Consider the following 22905-nt stretch of genomic DNA (forward strand, 5'->3'; position numbering starts at 1 on the left):
GGGAATGCACCGGACCGGTGACACTCTTCAATAGCTATGGAGTGCCTAATTTGCTCATCGCGCCCGGATATGTACTGATAAGCGCATTCGTAATGCGAAGGTCGTAGGTTCGATTACAAGAATGAAATCGCCCGCCAATCCGCTCAATAACCGCTCCAGCACCCACCCCAAGCAGCCGGGCAATAACAGCAAACTCCACCACATCCAGCTTGCGCTCGCCGTTTTCAACCTTGGCGATAAACGACTGCGGGCGTCCCAGCGCTTCGGCCAGTTTGGCCTGAGTGATGCCTTTTTCCATACGTGATACCCCCACCAGCGCAAGAAAAGTGAGCTGCGGGTGGTGCATAACAGGGCAGCTAACCTAACGCCGATTCAACCAAGGCAGCATACGCACCAGCGCATTGTCCTTAACGATATAGTGATGGAACAGCGCTGCGGCGGCATGCAGCGCGATCAGCCAATAGCCGAAAGCCGCCAGCGTCTTATGCCAGCCGATAATCGTCCGCGCTTGCGGTCGGTCGGCAATCTCGGCGAAGGGCATCGGCAAGCCGAATAAAAACCACTCTTTCCCCCCCAAATAGCGGGAATAGACGCCCAGAATCGGCAACGTCAGCAGCAGCAGGTAAATCAGGCTGTGTACCAGATGGGCTACGCCAGTTTGCCATTTTGCCGGTTTCGGCTCGATAGCGGGGCTGGTGTGGCGCCAGCGCAGAAACAAGCGGGCGATCATCAGAACAAATACCGTCACTCCGCAACTGAAATGGGTCACCACCAGCACGTACCACACCGGGGTGCCCGGTACGGCAAGCCCTCTCAGCTCAATCGTCGTGCAGGTCACGACCAGCAGGATCGCCACCAGCCAGTGCAGACGGATCTGCATCGGCATATAAGAGTTCTGCACCGGGTTACCTTTTGATGTTAAATCACAGTGTTGATGAGAGTAACCAAATGTTACAGGAGAGAAAAGCGCCGGATGAGAATTTCATCCGGCGGATTGCCGGTGTGGCACCCAACGCGGGTGCCACACTTTCACTCAGTTGATCTTGGCCTTGGCAAAGTCGCTGCCGTTAACGTCAACCACATAGCCGCTGACGTTGCTGCGGGTGGCGTAGAACACCTTGCCGTTAGCCAGCGGCAGCAGCGGAGCCTGCTGGGCAAAAATCACCTGTGCCTGCTGATAAAGCTTGGCACGTTCGGCCGGGACGCTAACCTTAATCGCCTGCTGGATCAGCTTGTCGTAGCTGCTGTCGCACCAGCGTGCCGCGTTGGCACCGGTTTGCACGCCGGCGCAGTTGAGCAGGGTAGCGAAGTTGTCCGGGTCGCCGTTATCCGACATCCAGCCATACAGCGCGCTCTGCTGTTCCCCTTTGCGCAACCCGGCCAGATACTGGCCCCATTCCCAGGTGACGATTTTGGCTTTTACGCCCACTTTCGCCCAGTCGTTTTGGATCATCTGAGCGATGCGGCGTGAATTCGGGTTGTAAGGGCGGGCTACCGGCATCGACCAGATGTCGGTCTCAAACCCTTTCTCCAGCCCGGCCTGCTTGAGCAGTTCACGCGCTTTTTCCGGGTTGTAAGCGTACTCGGGCAGTTTGTCGTTATAGCCCAGCATGCCCGGCGGCAGTATCGAATAGGCCGGCGTGCCGCTGTCTTTGAATACCGCCGCAACGATGGCCTTTTTGTCCACCGCATAGCTCAGAGCCTGGCGTACCAACACGTTGTCGAACGGCTTCTTCTGGGTGTTGAACGCCAGATAGCCGACGTTCAGGCCGTCGATGTTGTGCAACTGCAGGTTTTTGTCGCTCTTGATGGCGTCAAACTGCTCCGCCAGCGGGGCAGGGATAATCTGACACTCGTTGGTTTTCAGCTTGGCCAGCCGGGTTTCCGGGTTTGGCGTAATGGAGAAAATCAGGTGTTTGCTGGCCACTTCGCCTTGCCAGTAATGCGGGTTGGCGATGTAGCGGATCAGCGAGTCCTGTTTGTACTGCTGCAGCGCAAACGGACCGGTGCCGATCGGCCAGTTATCGACATATTCCGGGGTGCCTTTTTTCAGCATGGCATCGGCATATTCGGCGGAAAGGATCGAGGCGAAGTCCATCGTCCAGTCGGCGAGGAACGCGGCGTTAGGCTGGCTCAGCGTAAAGCGCACGTGGTCGTTATCCACCGCCTCCACTTTGGTGATCAGCTTGTCCAGCCCGGTGTCGGTGAAGTACTCGTAGTTGCCGCCGGACACCTTGTGATACGGATGATTGGGGTCCTTTTGACGCATCACGGTGAACACCACGTCCTCGGCGTTGAAATCGCGCGTCGGGGTGAAGTATTTGTTGCTGTTGAACTTCACGCCCTTGCGCAGCGTAAAGGTGTAGGTTTTGCCATCCGGGCTGATGGTCCACTCGGTCGCCAGTGAGGGCGCCGGGGTTTTATCGCTTTCACGCAGCGTCAGCAGGCGGTTGTACAGCACCTGCGAGGTGGCGATAAAGGTGGTGCCGGAGCTGGAAAGCTGCGGGTTGAAAGATTCGGGCGAGGCTACGGTGCAGTAGACCAGAGTATCCGTGGCGGCCAGTGCGCAGCCCGTGGTCAACAGGCCGGTTCCTGCCAACAACAGACCCGCAGTGCTTTGTTTTAAACGCATAAAATGGATGGCTCCCTCAGGTTGATTGAGGACACTGCCGCCGCTGTGGCATTCAGGCAGCCCTCAATTTAAATATAAGTGATTGATCGCGAATATGGGAACTGAGGAATAACGATTGTTCGACGGCCGCAGACCGGCCGGGCGTCAAGATAGCCGATGAAATTGTATGCTTAGGTAAATAACCCCGGTTTTTCGGTTGTCTGACAAAAATGTTATCGACGAGTCACTTTGGGGTCAGCAACCCCCACTTAGAATCACCTCACCAGGCAGAACCTGGTCTGGTCAATCTAATGAGGTGGTTATATGAAAGCGATTAAATATGTCATGGCGGCGTTTATCCTGGCGGTGGTGTCCACCAGCAGCTTTGCAGCCAACAGCGTCAGTTCCGAGCAGGGGCTGACTAAACTCGGCGTGGTCTCCGCCAGCGGAGCACTGACGCTCTCAGGTCTGGAAAAGCAATTGGCGAAGAAAGCCGATCAGGCCGGGGCGAGTTCGTACCGCATTATTTCCGCCAGCGGAGGCAATAAACTGCACGGCGTAGCGGTAATTTACCAATAATGGCAGGTGCATGCCGTTAGACCGGGGCGGTACTTGTTTTTACCGCCCCAGAAGGTTCCTGTTTTGTTGGTTTGTAGCCCTCATCCTCCGCCATTTAATCCTCGGTCACTCCTCAGGCGCACTCTCCACGTCAATTAAGTTTGCAGCATGAACAGGTTGTTCTATATTCATGAAAATGATAATAAGTGTTATTATCATTTTCATTTGTAACCAAACCGAAACATCTTCAGTGCGTTGCCCTGGCCTTGGAAAAGGTGGCTGCGCCGTCTCGCTTTACGTGCGCCAGGGAGGTCAAGCACGCCAACCACAACACAATAATAAGGATCACGCCGGGCAGCCCTTGGGCTGGTCATCCAACCGTGTCCGCCATTTACCTCGCTTTTGGCCGTTATCGGCGGCAGCGGGGTTTTCGCTTCCGTTGTTTCAACATTTGTTTATGGCTTATCAAAGGTAGGTAACATGTCGGAAACTGTTTTGGCTACTGAATGGCTGCCGCTGACACCGGCGCAGTTAGACTTCTGGGACGAATTTACCTTGCACCCCGGACAGCCTTTTTCCACCGTCGCTCACGTCACCGAACTACGCGGCGCGGTAGATGAAGAGGCGCTGTGTCGGGCTATCACTCAGACGATGGCGGAAACGCAGGCGTTTGCATTGCGTTTTCACGGCGGCACTGGCGAGAGCTTGCCGCAGCAGCGTTATGATCCCCAGGCAATACCGCAACTTAATCGCCTTGATCTTCAGGCACAGCCCGATCCTTACCAGACCGCGATGCGGCTGATGCAGGCGGATGTCGATCAACCACTGGATCTGTGCAGCCAGCCGGTGGCCGCGGTGTGGTTGATCAGGCTGGGGCCTTCGCATTTTATTTGGTACGTGCGCGCCCACCATATTGTGATTGATGGCTTTGGCATGGCGTTGGTTGAACATCGTTGTGCCGCGCTGTATACGCATTTCCTCGACGACAGCGCGGCAGGGCACGCATTGGGCGAGATTCATGCTTTTCAGCACCATGAACTGGCCTATGTGGCTTCTGAACGCTGCGCTAAAGACCGGTATTTTTGGCAGCGGTATTTGCCGCCGTCGCAGACCTTGCCAACGGTGCGCAAAGGCGGCAGGGAATATGGCGTGAAATCCCTGAGTACCAGCACGCCGTTGCCGGAGGAGATCCCGCAGCGGTTGCGTTGGCTGTCGGAACGTAGTGGTATCGGTTGGCCCGATCTGTTGCTTTCCCTGTCCGCCGCCTGGCTGTTCTTTACCTTGCCGCCGTTGCCGCATGATAAGGGCGATTCGCGCACCATGTGGATGCCGGTGATGAACCGCCGCAGCAGCCAGGCCACCAATACGCCGGCGCTGGCGGTCAATACGCTGCCGCTTTTGGTGTCGCTGCGTGCGGAAGAGACTTTGGGCCATTTTCTGTCGGGCATGGCGAAGATGCTGCGTGAGCTGCGCAGCCACGCAGGTTACCGTCTGCGGCACATTGCCGCAGATCGCGGTGTGACGCCGGCCTCTCGTTTGTTTATCTCGCCGTTTATCAACGTCCAGCCGTTTGATCCCGCCGGTTTCAGCGGCTGCACCTGTACGCGACGGGTACTGGCAGGAGGATCTGGCGACGGCGCTAACTTGACCTTCCGCGGGCGCACCGATGCTGGCGATCTGCACCTGGATATCGATGTTTACGTGCAGCAGTTTGCCTGCGATGGGATCGAAGACTACGGGCGTGACCTGCAGGCGTTTTTATTGCGTGCGTTGCGGGAAGAAGCGCTGGAGACGGCGCTCGGCGAACTGGTGGCGGTGCCCGCCTGATGGTCGAAGGATCAGCGTAATGGTTGGGGCCATACTCGACCCGATATAAGTTTGAATGAGGTGATAGGGGGCTGCATGCAGCCCCTTTTAGTTTGAACCGTTTAACGTGCCAACAATGCCGCCACTTCCCGCGCATTTTTGCAGGGGATTAACAGCGTTGGCGGCAGTTGGGTGCCAAAGGCCTGGTTAAGCTGCGCCGCCACCTGGCGAATGTGCGGCAGCTTCAACCCCATGCTGATAAAGGCCGTTTCTTCTCCCCATTCCGGGCGCGGCGTTGCGCCGATGGCCTTTAAATAGATCGACAGAATCTTGCCGCTGTGCGCCGGTGGCGCGCTCGGCAGCGGTGCCGCACAGGCATTCAGGCCCGGAGCGGCACGATCGGCGCTGAAGGCTGCGCGGATGCGGTGACGGTCGGTCTTGCCGTTACCCGACAGCGGCAGCAACTCGGTATGAATAAAGCGTGTCGGGATATGGGTACAAGGAAGGTAGCCGGTCGAAAAAGCGCGGATCGCCGCCAGCGACAGCGGTTTGCCGTCGTGGGTGAGGTACATCGCCCCGAGCGTCGCTTCGCCATTGTCACCGCCAGGGTAATCCACTACCACGATATCGACAATAGCCTCGTGTCCGCGCAACACATCTTCAATTTCCGGCAGCGAAACGCGCACGCCACGGATTTTCACGTAGCCGTTCACCCGGCTGGCGAAAAGGATATTGCCGTCCGGGCGATAGTACCCCTGATCGCCGGTACGGAAGGCCCGCAGCGGTTGCCCGTCGGGCCCCTCCAGCGTAACGAAATCATGTTGTTTTAAATCACCGTCCTCCAGATACCCCAGCGCCAGATTCACCCCGGAGGTGTGGATGCGGCCGACCACGCCGGTCGGGCAGTGGGTACCGTCATCATGGCAGATAAAGTATTGGTTAGCCGGCAGCGGCTGACCATAAGGCACGGTGCCGGTGTCCTGCGGCGCTATCGGGTGCCAGATGCTCCAGATGGTGGTTTCGGTCGGGCCACCGAGCGAGAACAGGCTGATGTCCGGACGCAGGCCTCGCAATTGCTGTACCGTCGCCGGTTTGATGTAATCGCCCCCCTGAGCCACCAGTCGCAGCGAACGCAGGCTGTCGTCGGTTTTACAGGTAAGCAGCATTTCCAGAATGGCGGGGACCGAACACCACAGGCTGACGCCATGGCGCTCAACCAACTGGTTCCAACTGATGGCGTCCTTTTCCTGATGTGGTGCCGGTAACACCAGCGTGGCACCGGCGCTGAGCGAGCCGAACAGATCAAACATCGACATATCGTGGTGCGGCGGCGTGACCGAAATCATCACGTCGTCGGCGGTGACTGCCCAGCGCTGCAGGGTCTGGCCGATAACGTTGGCGGTGGCGCGGTTATTGAGCACCACGCATTTCGGTTTGCCGGTGGTACCGGAGGTATACAGATAATAACTGGCTTCGGTGCTGACGCTGCGCTCGGTCAGCGTCTGGCTGTCCGGCCGCTTGGCGGCGCCCGCTGTCGGGTCAAGCAGTTCTTCTGGCGTAACCCCGAACGAGGTGTCCAGCTCACCCTTGTGTACCACCAGATCCGGCCGGCAGTTGGTCAGCAGATAGGCGGTACGTTCCGGCGGTGAGTTGATGTCGATCGGCACCCAGATAATGCCCAACAGCGCACAGGCGAGTGAGATGGTTACATGCTCCGGGCTGCGCGCCAGATACAAGGCCAGCACGCTGCCTGGCTTCAGGCCATGCTGTTGCAGATTTGCCATCACTGCGCTAACCCGTTGGCCCAATTCCGGGTACGTCAGGCTTAGTTGGTCGCAGATCAACGCGGGGCGCGGCTGCGGATCGTTAAACAACCTGTCGGCCAACTGCGCAAGATAAGGGTAAGCGCTGAATGACGTCTCGCTGTGGTTATGGCGGTAATGTTGGTAATCGATAAATTGCGCGGGGGGAATTTCCACATCGCCGTCCCGGCACATCAACATTACCCGACGTTGCAATGCGTCCAGCATCGCCTGTACTTGCTCGCCATCCAACGCCTGCTCGGCGTAGTCGACGCACAGCAGCAGGTTCTTGTCGGCGTCCTGCATCAGGCGGATATCGATCGCCACCTGCGGCGTCTGGGTCACGCCGTCATGGTAGCGAACCGGCGCGTTGCCAGGCAGCGTCTCCCACCCCAGGCAGTTGGTGAGGATCACCGGCAGCGCCGGGGAACCCTGGCTGAGGTTTAGCAACTGCCGCGCCAGGTCAACGCCGGAAAATGCCAGATGGTCGAGCGCCCCCAGCACGTCGTCCTGCAAGGCCTGGGCGCGGCTGATAAAGGTGCCCCCCAGGCGGGAATAGCGTACCGCCACAAAGGTAGAGGCGTTGCTGAGCGCACCATTTGCCGCAGGAAACGCCACCGGCACGCCGACGCAGAGTTCGCCGTCGGTGGTCCACTGCGCCAGCGTATCGAGGATAAGAGCCGAAAGGCTGCTGTTGCGCAGCAGGGCATGGGAGGATCCCAGGCGCGAGAACTGTTTTAGAACCTCGCGCGGCAAAGTCAGGTTGGCGCGGCGATAGCGAGAGGATTTGATATTGGTCAGCGGGGTGCGCCACGGCAACGCCGACGGCGTGGTGACGTCCTGTAGCTTGGCTTGCCAGTAGGCGGCATCAATCTGACGCTGTTCCGCCGTGGCTGCAGCCGGTGGGCTTGGCGGCACGACTGGCGGCAGCGGGGCGTAGTCGAACAGCCGGGCGATGACGGTGGAGATACCCTGGCCGTCAAGGATCAGCGCGTCGAAGCTGGTGAAAATCACGGTGTCGTAGGGGCTGCCGGTGGCGTCCTGCGTCTCCGAGAGCTGAATGGCGGCAATACGCCACAACGGCTGCGCGGGATCGTGGCGCTGATGCGAATATTGCTCGCGCAAGTCAGCCAATTGGCGTTGCGCTGCCTGATGGTCGAGCGCACGCAGATCGTGCCGATCCAGATTCAGCGTGGCCTCTGCCCGCACGTGTTGGGTGAAACGCTGGGTATCGATGCAAGTGCGCAGCGCCGCATAGTGCTGCACCAGTTCGCTCAATCGGCTTTCCAGGCGGGCCAAATCCAGTCCCAGACCGCGATATTCGCGAAAGTCGTGCATCGCTACGCCGCCGAGGGGCCATTGTTCGCTGCGCCCGAGCAGGTAAGCCTGCTGCAGTGCGCTTAATGGTGTCTCCATGGTATTTCCCTATTGATTGTCACTAACCCACGAAATAGAAAGCAGGGCGCATGAGACCACGCGCCCGGATCGGTATCAGGCTTTGGGTGCCAGCACCTGCAATAACAGTTGAGCGCCCTCGGCGGCATTGGGGGCTCGCTCGCAGATCACTGCGGCAAGAGCGGCCGGAGTCGGGTTCGCCTCTATATCCTTCGGCGCCAGCGCCACCGGCAGGTATTTGTTAAGTACCGCCAATAGGGCCATCAGAGCGTCCTGCGGCAGTTGCAGGGTACGGATATCGTCATCGTCACCCAGCCTGGCGTCCGGCGCGACCCGCGCCAGCAGCCGGTGCAGCAGTTGGCGAACCGGCATCTGACGTGCCTGGCCCGCTGGGGAGCATTGCGCCAACCACTGCGAAAGTGGCTGATTAAAGCTGTCCGGCCGGTTGGCGGCCCGTTTCAGCAAGGCGCCGTAAGTGGCGAACAGCTGCGGCAACAGCCGATCAGGGAAGGCGTCCAGGCGGACGTCCCAGTTGATCAGAATGCCGCCGTTGGCGTGTGCCACCTGCGCGTCCAGCGCCACCTGTGGCCCCTGGGAAATTACCCACTCCAGCGGGCCAAAGGTGCGGGTGACGTTGTCAGAAAACAACGCTTTGCCACGGATGCCAAACCCGGCGGTAAACACGACGGGTGAAGGCTGCATGCTGCCTTGCAGGCGCGACAAATCGCGCATCACGCTGACGCCGGGGTAATCGGCGTGAGCTATTAACTCCGCCAGCTGGGCCATCAGGCGGCGGCTGAAAGCCGGCAAGTTTTCAGCCGGGTTCAGCTCCACGCCCAGCAGCACCAGGTTAGAGAAGTCGCCAATGATCGTGGCGAGGTTGGCTTCATCCCGGTGGAACAGCGGCACGTTGAGCCTGAAGCGCGACATGTTCCAGCCATGGCCGACGGTAACGGCAAACAGCGCCAGAAACAGGGATGACAGCGTGATGCCGTGCGCTCTGGCGGCATCTTCCAGCGCTTTGGTTTCGCTCGCGCTCAGTTGCAGCGCCAGCCGATCGCTGCGGCAAATATCCGGTGTGCGCAACAGGTGCGGTGCCGGCGGCAGCTGAGGCAGGCGTTCACGCCACCAGGCCTGAGCGCGGGTGCGACGTGCCTGCAGCGCGGTATCGGCATAGTGACGATCCAGATAGTCAAAGTAGGGTACGCCATTGTCGGCGGGGGATGCCGGACATTGGTGATAAAACCGCGCCAAATCCTCCATCAACACGCGGAAACCCATGGCATCGCCGGCGATCATATCCAGATCAACATGCAGCCTGCTGTGGCTGCCCGGCAGCAGGCTGAGGCTGATATCGCAGGGGATACCTTGTTCCAGCGGCAGTTTTTGGCTGCTTTTTTGCTGCCGTTTGGCTGTGAGCCGGTGGCTCGCTTCGGGGGTATCGAACTGGCTGAAATCGTCCAGATGCAGGCCATGCTCAGGGCCGCAGGGGCTGATGGTCTGCTGGCCATCGGCCGTGATGTGCAGGCGCAACATAGGGTGATGCAGGTAAAGGGCGGCAACGGCCTGTCTCAGTCGTTCGACGTCCAGGTCGCAGCAGTTAAATTCCGCATACAGGTGGGCGGATACGCCCCCCAGCGGCGCTTCGGATTGCCGACCTACCCAGTAGGCGGCCTGCATCGTGGTCAACGCTTTCATCGGGTTTCCATCAGTATTGAGAGACTGTAAGAATATATTGCAATGTTAATGGGAATGAAAATTATTACTATTTTTATTTGTTGGTATAAAAGGTAAGGGTAATGTGGAAAGGGGAGGTTCTCGCTCGCTTATAGAAAATATTAATACCGATATAATTATGTTTTATATTCATTTTAATTGAAATTATTGGTTTTAAAGAACCCACAATAACTGCGTTTTATCGTTCAGCACTTTACTCGTTCCGTATCCTGTTTATTTGTTTAGTTGATAATGATTTGCATTAAAAAATGTAAAATATTATCATTATTAACATTTCTTTACGTTTCCAGACAAAAAATCTGCGTCCGCCCCCGGTTTATCTGGGGTGGGGCGGCTGTCTGCGGCAGGGATATGCAATAGCAAGGTCAGGAAGGCCGCAATGCCATTGTCAGTGTGAGAATCAGCGTCGTTACCTATGTGAAATAAAACATATTTTTGTGCATCTGGGATGAAAGGAGAATACATCTATGAGCAAGCATTCAGCGGCTCAAAGGCATAAAATCGTAGGAAACAAGGAAAAAGCAGGCTTGCAGGCCATTGGGGCATTTTCCTCACTCTTTCTGGGTCTTTGTTCTTTATCTGTGGGCAGTGTTAACGCCGCCGCAGTGGACGACAAGGTGCAGGAAGCCGCCGACAGCAAACGTAACGATAATTGGCAGGACTCCGAAAGCCTGCTGGTGACCGGCGAAAAGATAAAGCGCAGCATTTTCGACACCGGCTCCAGCGTGCAGGTGTTCGACAGTGAGCGGATCGCCGCTATGCCCAATGCGTTGCAGATCCCCGATTTATTACGCATGACGGCCAACGTCATGGATGTCGGCATCGGTAACGATCTGCCCACCGTGCGCGGTATCGACGGTTCCGGCCCGAACACCGGCGCCAACGCCTTCCTCAGCGGCACCCGTCCGCGCCTCAATTTGTCTCTGGATGGTCGCTCCCTGACCTATAACGAGCAGGCCTATGGCCCGCAGTCGCTGTGGGATCTGGATCGCGTCGAAGTGTTCCTCGGCCCGCAGAGCTATATTCAGGGGCGTAACGCCATTGCCGGTGCGATCGTGATGGCCAGTAAGGATCCCACTTTCGATTGGGAGAGTGCCTTCAAGGGCGGTGCGGGCAACCAGCACTCTTCGCAATTGTCCGCTATGGTTTCAGGCCCGCTGGTGGAAGATCAACTGGCGTTCCGCGTCAGCGTCGATCGCCAGCGTCGCCGCAGCGATGTCGATCTTCCTGCTTATGAGCCGGTGGGCGATCCGCGTGAGGTTGAAGCCACTACCGCACGTGCCAAACTGTTGTTCAACCCGGCAGGCCTGCGCGAGCTGACCACCAAGCTGACCTTTAACCACTTTGGCAGCACCTCGCCGCAAAACGAGAGCCTCAACCCGCTGGTTCACCCGACCAGCCTGCGCCACGATCCGCGCCGAGCGGTGTTTAAAAGCAACACCAACAGCGGCGTTTGGGATCTGTCCTGGGAGCAATCCGACAGCCTGACGCTGGAAAACCGCGTTATTTATACCGACTTCAATATTAACCGTCCTACGGCTTATGCCTTGCCGTACGCCGATATCGGCGGAAAAGAGGTGCACGTGGAGCCAGTGGCGCGTTTTGGTGGGCCAGACAGCCGCCTGCGCGGGCTGGCAGGGTTGCGTTATTTCCACTCCAAGCAGGATGAGTTCGTTAACATTTTCGGCGGTTCGACCTTCAAGGATAAAACCGACACCAACTCGGCCTTTGCCGAGCTGACCTACGCCATCACGCCGAAGGTGGATATCACCGCCGCCAGCCGTTTAGAACGCGAGCACCGTCAGCGTACCGGCGGCAGCAAGGCCGTGCGTATCGATTTCGATGAAACCTACGACGTATTCCTGCCGAAGCTGGATCTAGCCTGGAAACCGACGGATACCCAGACCTACGGCGCCAAGGTGGCGCGCGGCTATAACGCCGGTGGCGCAGGCATCACCATCGGCACGCCGGTAGTTAATTACACCTATGGTTCGGAATATGTCTGGAACTATGAGTTGTACACCCGTCACCACCTGAAAGATGCCAACGTCATCCTGACCAGCAACATCTTCTACAACGACTACAAGGACATGCAGCTGCCGTATTCCCTGGGGCCGAACTCCTCGGTGATCCGCAATGCCGACAAGGTAGAAACCTACGGCGCGGAAATGGGGGCGACCTGGCAGCCGCGTTGGGACTTCGAACTGTTCACGAACGTCGGTCTGTTGAAGACCAAGATCAAGAAGTTCTCGGGCAGCGGCGTAGATGGGCATGAACTGGCGCGTGCGCCGGCTTATACCGCCAACATGGGCGCCAAGTACCAGTTGATGGCCGGGTTGGAACTGAGCGGCAACGTGGCGTTCTCGGACTCCTACTACTCGCAGTACGACAATGACTCTCGCGGGCGCATCGGTTCTTACTGGTCGGCGAATACTCAACTGGCGTACACCTTCGCCTATGGCCGCGCCACCCTGTATGCGCAGAACCTGTTTGACTCGGAACGTCGCGTGATGGTCAGCGGCAACGACGTCTACACCGCGACTCAGCAGCGTCCACGCATGATCGGTGCGGCGCTGGAACTGACATTCTGATGCGATAGCAATCGGTCTGCAGCAGGGGCGTATTCACGCCTTGGATTGTTGGCGCTTGCGCGAGTTTGTCAGCGATCTGTGGTGGATACGCCCCTGTTTATGACCCGCGTTCCCCCCGAGGTTCCGGTATGGCCGGGCACAAGGAGATAGAGCAGTGAGCGGTTATTTTGACAATATTCTCAGCGATGACGAGGCCCAGCGTCTGGACCTGGCGTTTCAGACGCTGGGCGAGCGGGCGGCGGATGCCTCACAGCCATTGAGCGAAGCGGAAGAGTTGGCGTGGTTCATGCACCAGCAGCGCGGCGACGGCGGTTGCCAGCAGGCGATGGCCTGGCGACTGGGCGGCGAGCCGGATATCGGCAGACTGGCCAGCGCGCTGGAAGCCCTGACCCGGCTGATGCCGGAACTGGACGTTCGTTACGATTTCGACGATGAGCAAGGCTTACGCAAACTGCGCAGCAACGCAACGCTGAACCCGGTGAGCATTCAACCTGTGGCGGACGAACAGCAGGCGGTAAGCCGTCTGTTGCAGGCGCAGGCGACGCCTCTTGAGTTGGCAAGCGAAGCACCAGTTCGTTTTCTGCTGTTTACCGGTGCCGGTTCGGTGCTGGGCGTCGTTGCCCACGATATTTTGGCTGAAAGGCTGTCGTGTCGACAATTATTGACGATGCTGTCGGCGCTGTATAATCGCCATGATCCCCTGCCAGTCCCGGACACTCTGTCGCCGGTTGTACTGAATACGCCATTGCCGGAAGCGACGGAGCTGGTTCTGCCGTGGCCACGCCATGCGACAGCGCTGCGGGACTACCGACAATTGGCAGCACAGGACGAGCGTCTGGCGCAGGCCGGGGTACGTATAGCGACCCGCGTAGCGCGCAAGATTTTGCCCGTAACCGATAACCCAACCACCTTACTGGCGGCGATCGCCGTTCGCTTTGGCCGCTTTATCGCCGCTCAGTCCGGCGGGCAACCGGTGCAGTTGTGCGTGCCGCTCGACGACGCACAACAGGCAAACGGCATGGACGGCTGGCAGGGCGCCAGCCGATTGAAACGCCTGACCTTGCAGCCTGCGGATCAGGAGGCGGAAAGCCGACTGCTGGCGCAGCAAACGGCGGAAGCGCCCAACCCAGAATTAGCTCAGCTTCTGGTGAGCTGGCTGGCGGATCCTTCGGTGGCGCTGCAGTTGGATGGGGTTAACGCTGAACGCCTGCTGTTACCGCCGCTGCATACGCCTTTTGAGCTGATGCTGGCTTTGAGCCTGCCCGAGCCGGACTCGATGGTGTTGGAGTTAGTGGCGGATCCGCGCCTGACCCCGCATGTCGCGCCGTTCCTGCTGGAGCAGTTCGTCGCTTATCTCGCCGGACGGACGATCACGACAGCCCTGCTGCCTGCCGCTGAGCAACCGTTGGCCCAGCCCGAAGCTGTCCTGGCGGGAGAGGATGCACAACAACAAGAAAATGATGAAATCGCTCAATTGATCCTGGCGGAATTCCGCGATGCCCTGGTGGCGCCGGACATGACCGTCGATGAAGATTTCTTCGATCGCGGCGGGCATTCGCTGGTCGCGACCCGCGTCATCGGTCGCTTGTTAAGCCTGCACCGTATCGAACTCAACATTAACGACCTGTTCAGTCACGCCACGGCCCGAGGACTGTCGGCCTACGCCAAACGTCAGGCGGTTACGGCACCGGCGGTACAAGCGCCCAATACGCAGCAGCGGGATGAGGTGGTCCAGGCACCGCTGTCGCTGGCCCAGCACTCCCTGTGGAAAGTGTACGAGGCCTTCGGTCACGACGAGATCTTCAATCTGCCTTTCGCCATCAATTTCCTCGAACCGGTGGATGAAATGGCCCTGCGTCAGGCGTTTATCGACGTCATGACGCGCCACAGCGTATTGCGTTCACTGTTTATCGAACATCAGGGGGAGGTTCGCCAACAGGTCGTGCCTGCGGCTGAACTGCTCGATTTCGAGTGGTTCCACTTCTCTCATGAAACACCGGCCGGTAACGCCAGCGAACTGTTGGCCAAGGCCGGCGACCACCGCTTTGATCTGACCCGCGAGCTGCCGCTGCGCGCTACCTTCCTGCGTGACGCGGCAACCGGCCGGCAACTGCTTTCGCTGCTGTTCCACCATGTGGTGCTGGATGAATGGTCGCTGAACCTGATGATGGACGAGCTGGGCATCGCCTACAGCCACCGTGTGGCGGGGCAGAAGCCGCAGTGGAAAGGTGAAGTACCGCAGTTTTATGCCTTTGCCCGGCAGCAGCAGGCCGGCGGCGTCGCACAGCAACACCTGGACTATTGGCTCGATAACCTGCGCGATGCGCCGGTCGGTCAGCCGCTGTTCCAGCAGGAACCTTCGCACCATCCTGCAGTCCCGGCCGATGCAGACGTCAACGGCGGATGGCTGGAATTTGACGTCGAACCAACGGTGGCTGAGGGGTTGTACGCGCAGGCCAGGAAGAACAACGCCTCACTGTTCAACGTGGTCTACGCCGGTATCACTACGGCGCTGCGCCTGTTGGGCGGTCCGACGGATCTGCTGGTGGGGACTTCCACCTCCGGCCGTAACGACGCCGAGTTCTTTGACACCATCGGCTACTTCACCACGGTGGTGGTGCACCGGGTGCGCTTCGCCGACCAGCTGACGGTCGCTGGGCTGATTGACCAGGTGAAAAACACCATCAACGGTTCTATGCCTTATACCGATATTCCTATCGATCTGGTGGAAGAAGGGCTGTTTGGCGCTCATGCCGACCGCAAGAACCACATGTTCGAAGTGTTCATTCAGATCCACAGCCGTATCAAGCTGAACGGGGCATTTACCCTGCAGGACGGCAGCACGGTGGCCTATCGTCAGGTGGAGCCGGAGAAAACCGAATCGCTGCTCGGTTTGCAGTTTGAAGTGATGGAAGAAAACCTCGACGGCGTGAAATCCCTGCGCGTGATGATGACCTACCGTACCGATCATTACACCGCGCAACAGGCGGGGTTGATCGCTGCAACTATTCAGCACGTGTTCTCTCACTTTGCCCAACAGGCCGGTGGGGACATGCCACTGTCGGCCTTGCCGCCGGCGCCACAGCAATAACGTTGTTCACCCTAACTGACTTTATTACTTTCATGGAGATAAACGGATGTCTGGAACAATAGGAACACCCCGCGCTTTACTGTCGCTGTTGATTGCAACGTCGTTGGTGGTGGCCGGCGCAGCGCAGGCCCGTGACGCAGGGATCACTCAGCAGGATATCAAGCGCCAGCCGTTGTCGTCGGCGCTGGTGGAAATGGCCTACAGCCCAAGCCAGAAGTCGCTGTTCGTCAGCGCACCGGACTGGAAGGAAGAGGCGAAATCCCGCGTGTTGCGTCTGGATCCGACCACGTTGGCGGTGCAGGCGGAGATCCCTCTGCAGGTGAAGGGGTTCGGCGTAGCCCTGGATGATGCCGGCCACCGGCTGTATCTGACTCAAGGGTTCAATGGCTCGGTCGGCGTGGTGGATACCACCACCAACCGTGCGCTGGACAGCATTCCAGTGACCGAAAAAACGATGCTGGAGCAGACCTACAAGGAGGCCGGCATCAGCGGCAAGCGCCTGGAGTTCCTGCTCAAGGAGCTTAAGCGCTTCAAGATCACCGAGGACTACCAGTACCGCATCCGCGAAATGAAGTATGACGCGAAGAGCGGCCGCCTGTTCTTGCCGGGGTTGGGTTTTGGGGTAGATAGCGTGCTGTTTGTGGTCAATACCCGGACTCAAAAGCTGGAGAAAATGATCCCCGGTTTCGGCTACAACGCGGTGGGCATCACTCTGGATGAGAAAGGACGGCGCGTATTTGTCTCTAACATGCAGGGGCAACTGATTACCCTGAATGCCGATACCCTGGCGATCACCTCTACCAAAGAGATTCAAGCGGATCAGCTGCTGAACCTGGTGTACGACGGGAAGAATAACCGTCTGTTAGGGGTGGATCAGGGGATCGACCGCGACAACTACCGCAATACCCACCTTGAGCGCGACTACGTGAAGCGCAGCAGCGGTCACCGGGTGTTTGCGCTGGATGCGGACAGCGGCAAAGTGTTAGCCAGCGAACTGACCGATGAAGTGCCAATTGGCCTGCTGTTGGACGATCGCAACCAGCGTGTGTACGTCGCCAACCGCAAAGGGATCCGCGTCGATCATGGCGCAGGTACGTTGACGGTGTTTGATTCAAACAGCCTCAAGCGCCTGCAAACCGTAGAACTGCCGCCGCACCCTAACAGCCTGGCGCTGGACACCAGCAACAACGTGCTGTTCGTGACGGTGAAGAATGACGGAGCCAGCACCAAAGCCGGAAAACCGGAAAGCGTTGTCCGTATTCAACTGCCAAAAAACTGAGTGTGATCCCGCTGCGTCAGTGAAGGCTGACGCAGCGTATTCTTGGCATAAGTCTTCTTGTCCGCAGTGAATCCATACTCACCAATGTTGTTATTAATTAGTGGCATACTTATTTCGCTGCCGCCTCTTCTGGGGCGGTTGTGTATCATGACGTCTGGGGCGCAGAACGCCACTGACGGCCCGCATGGCTCCTTGATGTGAGCCAATCCCACATAAACACAAGGTAATAAAAACTGGTCTTGTTCCGATAATTTGATTATAAACACCGCCGTTAGGGACAATGTTCTCATCTGAATTGGAGTAGTTATGTTGGCTAAAGTTAATCGGCTGTTCGCCGGTGCGCTCCTGGCGCTATTGCTTCCTGCTGTCGCCGTGGCGGCGGATTACCGTGCTGGCGAGCAATATTCTCGCCTGGATAAACCGGTGGCGTCAGCCCCTGCGGTGGTGGAGTTTTTCTCTTTTTATTGCGGCCCTTGTTATCAGTTTGCAGAAACCTACCATGTTGGCAGCAGCGTCAGCCAGGCCCTGCCTGAGGGCACCAAGCTGACCAAATATCACGTCGGCCTGATGGGCAAATTGGGCAATGAGCTGACTGAAGCCTGGTCGATCGCGATGGTGATGGGCATCGAGGATAAAATCGAAGGCCTGCTGTTCGACGAGCTGCAAAAAAAGCGCGCCATCAACAGTGAAGAGGATATTCAGCGGGTGTTTGCCGCCGCCGGCGTAGATGCCGCGGCCTATGAAAATGCGCGCCATAGCCTGTTGGTGAAGGGCTTGATTGCCAAGCAGAATGAAGCGGTGAAAGCGCTGGACGTACGGGCAACCCCCTCGTTTTATGTCTCCGGCAAGTACAAAATCGATAATGCCGGAATGGCGAGCCAAAGCGTTGACGGCTATGCAAAAGAATACGCGGCCGTGGTGCGTTATCTGCTGGATAGCCAGCCTTAATCCTCCCGATTTTCCCGTTTTTATCAACCCGGCTACGGCCGGGTTTTTCATGTCTGGAGCCATAAGGCGCAATTTGTGATCCCAGCGCCAGATCCCACTGTCGGCATTGCTTGTATGTTACTGGGTTGTTATGTTGATTTTCTGTTCATTGCCGCTTGCGGTTCGAACGCGTCCATCGCTGATGTGTGAAGGGGGGATCCATGGCAATTTCCGTACCGGTCAGGGAGGTTGGCTTCGAAGAGTGGTTGGCGAAAATCAACTCCGCCTGCGGCCGGTTCTGCGCCCGAACTCTGGGGCCGGGATTTAGCGGCGCGATGCAGGAATTTCGTGCCCACGCGTTACGTATGAGCGTGGTGGATGCGACGCAAACCCGCCTGTATCGAACCCAAAAAGAAATTAACCGCAGCGACGGCTCGCATTTTTTCACGGTCTTTCAACTGCGCGGCAGTTCATTGATGGAGCAGGGTGACCGACAGGCAGTCTTGTCCGCCGGTGACGTCACGCTGATCGATGCTTCACGTACCAGCAGTTTTACCTTTCAACAGGACTCCCGCCAAATCTCATTACTGATGCCGCGCAGCTATTTCGAACGGTCGGCACGTTTTAGCGATCTGCAATTCGCACGACGGCTGGATGGGCAAAGCAGCATGGCGCGCCTCAGTCGGCAACTGGTCTTGGGCTGCATGCAGGACGCGCAGATGAGCGCACCGGAGAGCGAGGCGATACTGAGTGCCGTGGCAACTCTGTTGCGCCCGGCGCTGGTGGAACCTGAAGTGGGAGCGGAGGTTTTCCCGCAGGCTTTCACCCGAACGCTGGCGTTTATCGATACGCATATCCAGTCGCCGCAGTTGCGGCCTGAGTGGATCGCCGTTGAACTGGGCGTTTCGGTACGCAGCCTGTACCGGATGTTTGCCCGTCAGGGACTGGTGGTGGCGCAATATATCAAGCACCGCCGTCTTGATTTGTGCGCTCAGGTGCTACGCACGGCGCCTGAGCGGCAAAAGTTGGTCACTATCGGCCATGACTGGGGTTTTGCCGATCACAGCCATTTCTCCACCGCCTTCAAAAGCCGTTTTGGCGTTTCGCCCAGCGAATACCGTAAGCAGTATCAGTAGCGCCCTGGAGGGCGCTACTGGCGATTAAGGCGCTGTTCAGTAACGAATGCACACCGATTTGGATTCGGTATAAGCATCCAGCCAGTCCGGGCCGAAATCACGGCCGCTACCCGATTGTTTGAAGCCGCCGAAAGGCATGTTGGCGTCGATCAGCGTATGGGTGTTGACCCACACCGTGCCGGCCTGAATTCGTGGCGTGAAGGCCATCGCCGCTTGCAGGCTGGTGGTCCACAGGCTGGCGGTCAGGCCGTAGTCGGTGTCGTTGGCTTTGCGCAACGCTTCTTCAGCATCCGCCACGCGGATCAGATTGACCACCGGGCCAAACACTTCTTCGCGCGTCAGGTTCAGCTTGTCGTCCGGGTTAATTACCAGCGTCGGCGGAATATAGAACCCTTGCGAGTCCGGCCCGGTCGCGCCGCTGATCAACTCAGCGTGCTTGGATCTGGCATCGTCCAGATAGGCCGCCACTTTATTGCGGTGGTCGCTGGAAACCAGTGGGTTGATCTGCGCACTGGCATCCATGCCCGGTCCGACGGACAGGGATTTCACCGCCTGCTCGAACCCGGCCACCAAGGTGTCGTAGATGGGCGCTTCAATATAAATCCGCGAGCTGGCGGCGCACACCTGTCCCTGGTTCAGGAAGCTGCCCGCCATCAGGCCTTCGATAACCTGCTGCGGGTCGGCATCTTTCAGCACGATGGCCGGGTTTTTACCGCCCAGTTCCAGCGTCACGCGTGTCAGCCGGTCCGCCGCCGCGCGGGCGATGCTTTTGCCGACCGGCGTGGAGCCGGTGAAGCTCACTTTGGCGATCAGCGGGTGTTCGGTCAGCGCTTTGCCGCAGCCGGTACCTTTACCCGTCACCACGTTGAATACCCCCGGTGGAATGCCGGCTTCGGTCGCCAATTCGGCCATGCGCAGCAGGGTGAGCGGCGTGGTCTCCGAGGGTTTGATCACGATGGAACAACCTGCGGCCAGCGCCGGCATCACTTTCCACATACCGATCATCAGCGGGAAGTTCCACGGCACAATGCCGGCCACCACGCCAATCGGCTCTTTACGGGTATACACCTGATATTTGGCCCCCGGCGGCATGGGGATCGACACGTCCAGGGTTTGGCCGGTGATCTTGGTGGTCAGCCCGGCGGTGTAGCGCATCCAGTTCAGCGTGCAGCCTACCTCGAACATACGGGCAATATTGATCGACTTGCCCTGTTCCAGCGTTTCCAACTGGGCAAGTTCTTCGGTGTGTTGTTCAACCAAATCGGCATAGCGCAATAAAATACGCTCGCGCTCGGCAGGTAAACGTTGCGCCCAGACCCCAGATGTAAACGCCTGATGGGCCGATTGTACGGCGCGTGCGACGTCTTGCGCGTTGGCGTCGGCGGTGGAGGAAATTTGTTGTCCATTGGCGGGGTTATACACCGCCAGCCGGCCTTCGGCGGTGGAACCACACCATTGGCCGTCGATATACAGCCCATGATGACGATCGAGAAAACGTGAAACGCTGTCCATCACTGCTACGTTATTGTCAGGCATACGCCCTCCTGTCAGACAAAAAAGGTCGCTATCGTTAACCTTAAAAGTCTATAGCAGGCACAGAAGGAGGGCTTTTGTCTGTCTGACATTCGGTTTGTCGTGCGTGACAGAGTAGAGAAAACGGCTGAGGGGATCAGCCGTTAATGCGGCGAACTAGGAGCTGAGGGTAGCCAAACGAGTGGCGAAGCCGAGGAACAGCAGGCCGATCAGGCCATTACCCAGTTTTGCCAGGCCTTTCTTATGGTTAAAGAAATGCGCCAGCATCGCGCCGGAGAAGATCAGCGTGGTCATGTAGATAAAACTGACCGATTCGAGGATCAGCGCCAGAATGGTGAACGACAGGCCGGTGTGCGCATAGTTGAAGTCGATAAACTGCACGAAGAACGACACGTAGAACAGGATCGCTTTCGGGTTGGTCAGGCTGAGCGTCAGCGATTTGCGCAGGATGCTGTGGCCGCCTTCAATCTGTTGTTGCTGCGCCGCATTTTTCTGGATAAAGGTGGCGTAGAGAATTTTCGCACCGAGGAACAGCAGGTAAATTGCGCCGAGAAAACGCACCAGGGTAAACAGGAACGGCGTGGTACGGATCAGCGAAGCCACGCCAATATAGGCGCAGAAAATCAGGATCGCATCGCCGATAAACACGCCCAGCGCGGCGGTATAACCGGCACGTACGCCACGTGTCACACCGGTCTTCAGTACGTACAGCGTATTCGGGCCTGGCAGAATGATGATAAATACCACCCCGGCCAGATAGGTCCAAAGATTCAGGACGCCAAAACTCTCTAACACAATAACCTCTCCATGCGCGGAACTGACAGCCAATAACACTGGCTACACCCGTAGCCGGGCGCGATCCTAACGCCGCAGCGGCGGGTTGGCAACGTATTAAACTTCATGTTGTTTGCCGTATTTCCTACAGGTCGGCGCCGGTCAATACTGTATCGAGCGGCGCCAATTGAAGGGATTTTAGGGTTTACGCGCCAGCAGCGTGGCAAAGCGCAGCGAAATGCGGTTACCGGCGGCGTCGGTTTTGTGCAGTTGGCCGACATCCTCGTTGTACTTCAGGATTTCCCAGTCGGCGTAATAGTCCTTCAGCTCGCCCGGTTTAAAGGTGAAGGGGAAGGGCAGACTGCAAGGGTAATCCGGAGTATCCATCGCGGCGACAATCAGGTTGTAACCGCCGTTCAGGGTGCTGTCCTGCATGTTTTTTACCAGCCCTGGAATTCGCTCGCGGCTGAGGAACATAAACACCACGGTGGAAAGAATAAAGTCGTAATCGCCGTTGAAGGTGTGAGCATTGAGGTCTTGCACGCTGGCGCGAATGTGCGTCAGTCCTTCGCTATCGATGATGCTATTGAGGTTGTCGATCGACGGGCCATGTTTGTCCCAGGCGGTGACGTCAAAGCCTTTCAGATTGAGATAGAGCGAGTTGCGCCCGCCGCCGCAGCCCAGATCCAGCGCTTTGCCGGGTTTTATGCGCTGCACGGCTTCGATCACCTCGGAATGGGTGCGCGTCAGTTGGTGCTTTTTGTGGTAGTAATCTTCCGGTGAACAGTAGAAAGCCAGTTGGCAGGTCATATCATCGGAAAATGAAACGATGCGGTGCCATTGCTGTGGTTCGATAAACGGCGGCTGGCTCTCAGGGCTGAACTGCCAGGTTTCGGTAGTTTCGCCCTCTTCGGTCATCAACGCAAAGGTCAGGGTGCCGCTCAGCAGCGTGAGTTTGGCCCAGGTGCCGCTTTGGGTGTTGTGCTTTTGCTGGAAACTCTCCGGCAGCGTCACGCTGTTCCATACCGGCAGGGTTTTATAACAAAGCAGCTCATTCATGCGTCTCTCCTTAAATTTTGCGTTGCCCCGGTGTGGGCGAATAAAATGATTTTATATGTTGCATATAAAATACATCTTTATCGGCTCATTGAAAATGCCCGCGATCATGAAAGGCCGGGTTTAGAGTTTTCGATGCATTCGGGTATTGACGCTCTTGAAGCCGAGCCGGTTATACAGTCTGACCGCCGTCGGGTTGTCGTTAAACACCGCCAACTCGGCATATTCCGCACCGGCAATCCGTCCGGCTTTCAGCACTGCGCAAAGTATTTTCTCGCCGTAGCCCTTGCCTCGCCAGGCTGTATCCACCTCAAAATCATAGACAAACAGCTGCTTACCGTAGGTGCGTTGTTTGAGGGTGTACCAGACGATACCGATATTTTCTTCTGAACCCGCCAGTTGGGCGCAAACCAACCGGTGGTTTGGTGTCGCCAACCCCTGGGGCAGTGAGGCGTCGTAGGTGGCCACGGCTTCCACCCGCGCCAACTCCCGGCTCAGCTGCAGAGCTCGCTCCAGATCTCGAGCATATTCCTCGATTCCATGTGCGCGGTAACGCTCGAATTCTTGCGAGCTCATATCTCTGAGTTCAATCATGCGGTCATTCCTTTA

At 57.8% G+C, this 22905-nt stretch carries 15 protein-coding genes and 1 pseudogene; 7 read left to right on the forward strand and 9 right to left on the reverse strand.

Annotated elements, in window-relative coordinates; all coding sequences use genetic code 11:
- Window positions 1-133: 133 nt before the first annotated feature.
- The 3 genes and pseudogenes from AAZT04_RS00440 to AAZT04_RS00450 all read right to left on the reverse strand — a co-directional run.
- Window positions 134-346 (reverse strand): annotated as a pseudogene (locus AAZT04_RS00440) (helix-turn-helix domain-containing protein); the annotation flags it as partial.
- Between the two features lie 15 nt (window positions 347-361).
- Window positions 362-886, reverse strand: a complete 525-nt coding sequence (gene cybB / locus AAZT04_RS00445; RefSeq protein ID WP_261158551.1) for a cytochrome b561 — start codon at window positions 884-886, stop codon at window positions 362-364.
- A gap of 147 nt (window positions 887-1033) precedes the next feature.
- A complete protein-coding gene (locus AAZT04_RS00450; protein WP_434678619.1) occupies window positions 1034-2632 on the reverse strand; it encodes an ABC transporter substrate-binding protein in 1599 nt (532 codons plus the stop codon).
- Between the two features lie 303 nt (window positions 2633-2935).
- Between AAZT04_RS00450 and bhsA the strand changes: the two genes are divergently transcribed.
- Together bhsA and AAZT04_RS00460 are read left to right on the forward strand one after the other, a co-directional pair.
- The gene (gene bhsA / locus AAZT04_RS00455; protein WP_020825385.1) at window positions 2936-3190 is read left to right on the forward strand and encodes a multiple stress resistance protein BhsA; all 255 of its coding nucleotides are present in this window, start codon (window positions 2936-2938) and stop codon (window positions 3188-3190) included.
- A gap of 459 nt (window positions 3191-3649) precedes the next feature.
- Window positions 3650-4996 carry a condensation domain-containing protein gene (locus AAZT04_RS00460; protein WP_434678622.1) on the forward strand — a complete coding sequence of 449 codons (1347 nt, stop codon included), beginning with the start codon at window positions 3650-3652 and terminating at the stop codon, window positions 4994-4996.
- Between the two features lie 101 nt (window positions 4997-5097).
- On the opposite strand, the gene AAZT04_RS00465 is transcribed toward AAZT04_RS00460, so the two are convergent.
- Together AAZT04_RS00465 and AAZT04_RS00470 are read right to left on the reverse strand one after the other, a co-directional pair.
- On the reverse strand, window positions 5098-8193 hold the full coding sequence (locus tag AAZT04_RS00465; protein WP_434678624.1) for an amino acid adenylation domain-containing protein: 3096 nt from the start codon (window positions 8191-8193) through the stop codon (window positions 5098-5100).
- Window positions 8194-8268: 75 nt separating this feature from the next.
- Window positions 8269-9870, reverse strand: coding sequence for a condensation domain-containing protein (locus AAZT04_RS00470; RefSeq protein ID WP_434678626.1), 1602 nt, complete (start codon window positions 9868-9870; stop codon window positions 8269-8271).
- A gap of 506 nt (window positions 9871-10376) precedes the next feature.
- Here AAZT04_RS00470 and AAZT04_RS00475 point away from each other — a divergent pair.
- The 5 genes from AAZT04_RS00475 to feaR all read left to right on the forward strand — a co-directional run bounded on the left by AAZT04_RS00475 (window position 10377) and on the right by feaR (window position 18933).
- The gene (locus AAZT04_RS00475; RefSeq protein WP_048759690.1) at window positions 10377-12500 is read left to right on the forward strand and encodes a TonB-dependent receptor; all 2124 of its coding nucleotides are present in this window, start codon (window positions 10377-10379) and stop codon (window positions 12498-12500) included.
- A gap of 154 nt (window positions 12501-12654) precedes the next feature.
- Window positions 12655-15591 (forward strand): condensation domain-containing protein, encoded by a 2937-nt coding sequence (locus AAZT04_RS00480; protein WP_434678629.1) that lies wholly within the window; start codon window positions 12655-12657, stop codon window positions 15589-15591.
- A 46-nt stretch (window positions 15592-15637) separates the two neighbouring features.
- On the forward strand, window positions 15638-16870 hold the full coding sequence (locus AAZT04_RS00485; protein WP_434678631.1) for a YncE family protein: 1233 nt from the start codon (window positions 15638-15640) through the stop codon (window positions 16868-16870).
- Window positions 16871-17176: 306 nt separating this feature from the next.
- A complete protein-coding gene (locus AAZT04_RS00490) occupies window positions 17177-17818 on the forward strand; it encodes a DsbA family protein (protein WP_434678633.1) in 642 nt (213 codons plus the stop codon).
- A 200-nt stretch (window positions 17819-18018) separates the two neighbouring features.
- The gene (feaR, locus tag AAZT04_RS00495; RefSeq protein ID WP_197820090.1) at window positions 18019-18933 is read left to right on the forward strand and encodes a transcriptional regulator FeaR; all 915 of its coding nucleotides are present in this window, start codon (window positions 18019-18021) and stop codon (window positions 18931-18933) included.
- Window positions 18934-18969: 36 nt separating this feature from the next.
- Here feaR and AAZT04_RS00500 read toward each other — a convergent pair whose 3' ends face one another.
- From AAZT04_RS00500 to AAZT04_RS00515, 4 genes are all read right to left on the reverse strand, one after another.
- On the reverse strand, window positions 18970-20469 hold the full coding sequence (locus AAZT04_RS00500) for an aldehyde dehydrogenase family protein (RefSeq protein ID WP_176983604.1): 1500 nt from the start codon (window positions 20467-20469) through the stop codon (window positions 18970-18972).
- 153 nt (window positions 20470-20622) lie between these two features.
- Window positions 20623-21261 (reverse strand): leucine efflux protein LeuE, encoded by a 639-nt coding sequence (leuE, locus tag AAZT04_RS00505; protein WP_020825394.1) that lies wholly within the window; start codon window positions 21259-21261, stop codon window positions 20623-20625.
- 177 nt (window positions 21262-21438) lie between these two features.
- A complete protein-coding gene (gene tehB, locus AAZT04_RS00510) occupies window positions 21439-22299 on the reverse strand; it encodes an SAM-dependent methyltransferase TehB (RefSeq protein ID WP_434678636.1) in 861 nt (286 codons plus the stop codon).
- Window positions 22300-22419: 120 nt separating this feature from the next.
- Window positions 22420-22890 carry a GNAT family N-acetyltransferase gene (locus tag AAZT04_RS00515; RefSeq protein WP_434678638.1) on the reverse strand — a complete coding sequence of 157 codons (471 nt, stop codon included), beginning with the start codon at window positions 22888-22890 and terminating at the stop codon, window positions 22420-22422.
- Window positions 22891-22905: the final 15 nt, after the last annotated feature.

The sequence above is a fragment of the Serratia sp. Je.1.23.a genome (assembly GCF_051129805.1).
In the GTDB taxonomy this organism is placed as follows: Bacteria; Pseudomonadota; Gammaproteobacteria; order Enterobacterales; family Enterobacteriaceae; genus Serratia; species Serratia liquefaciens.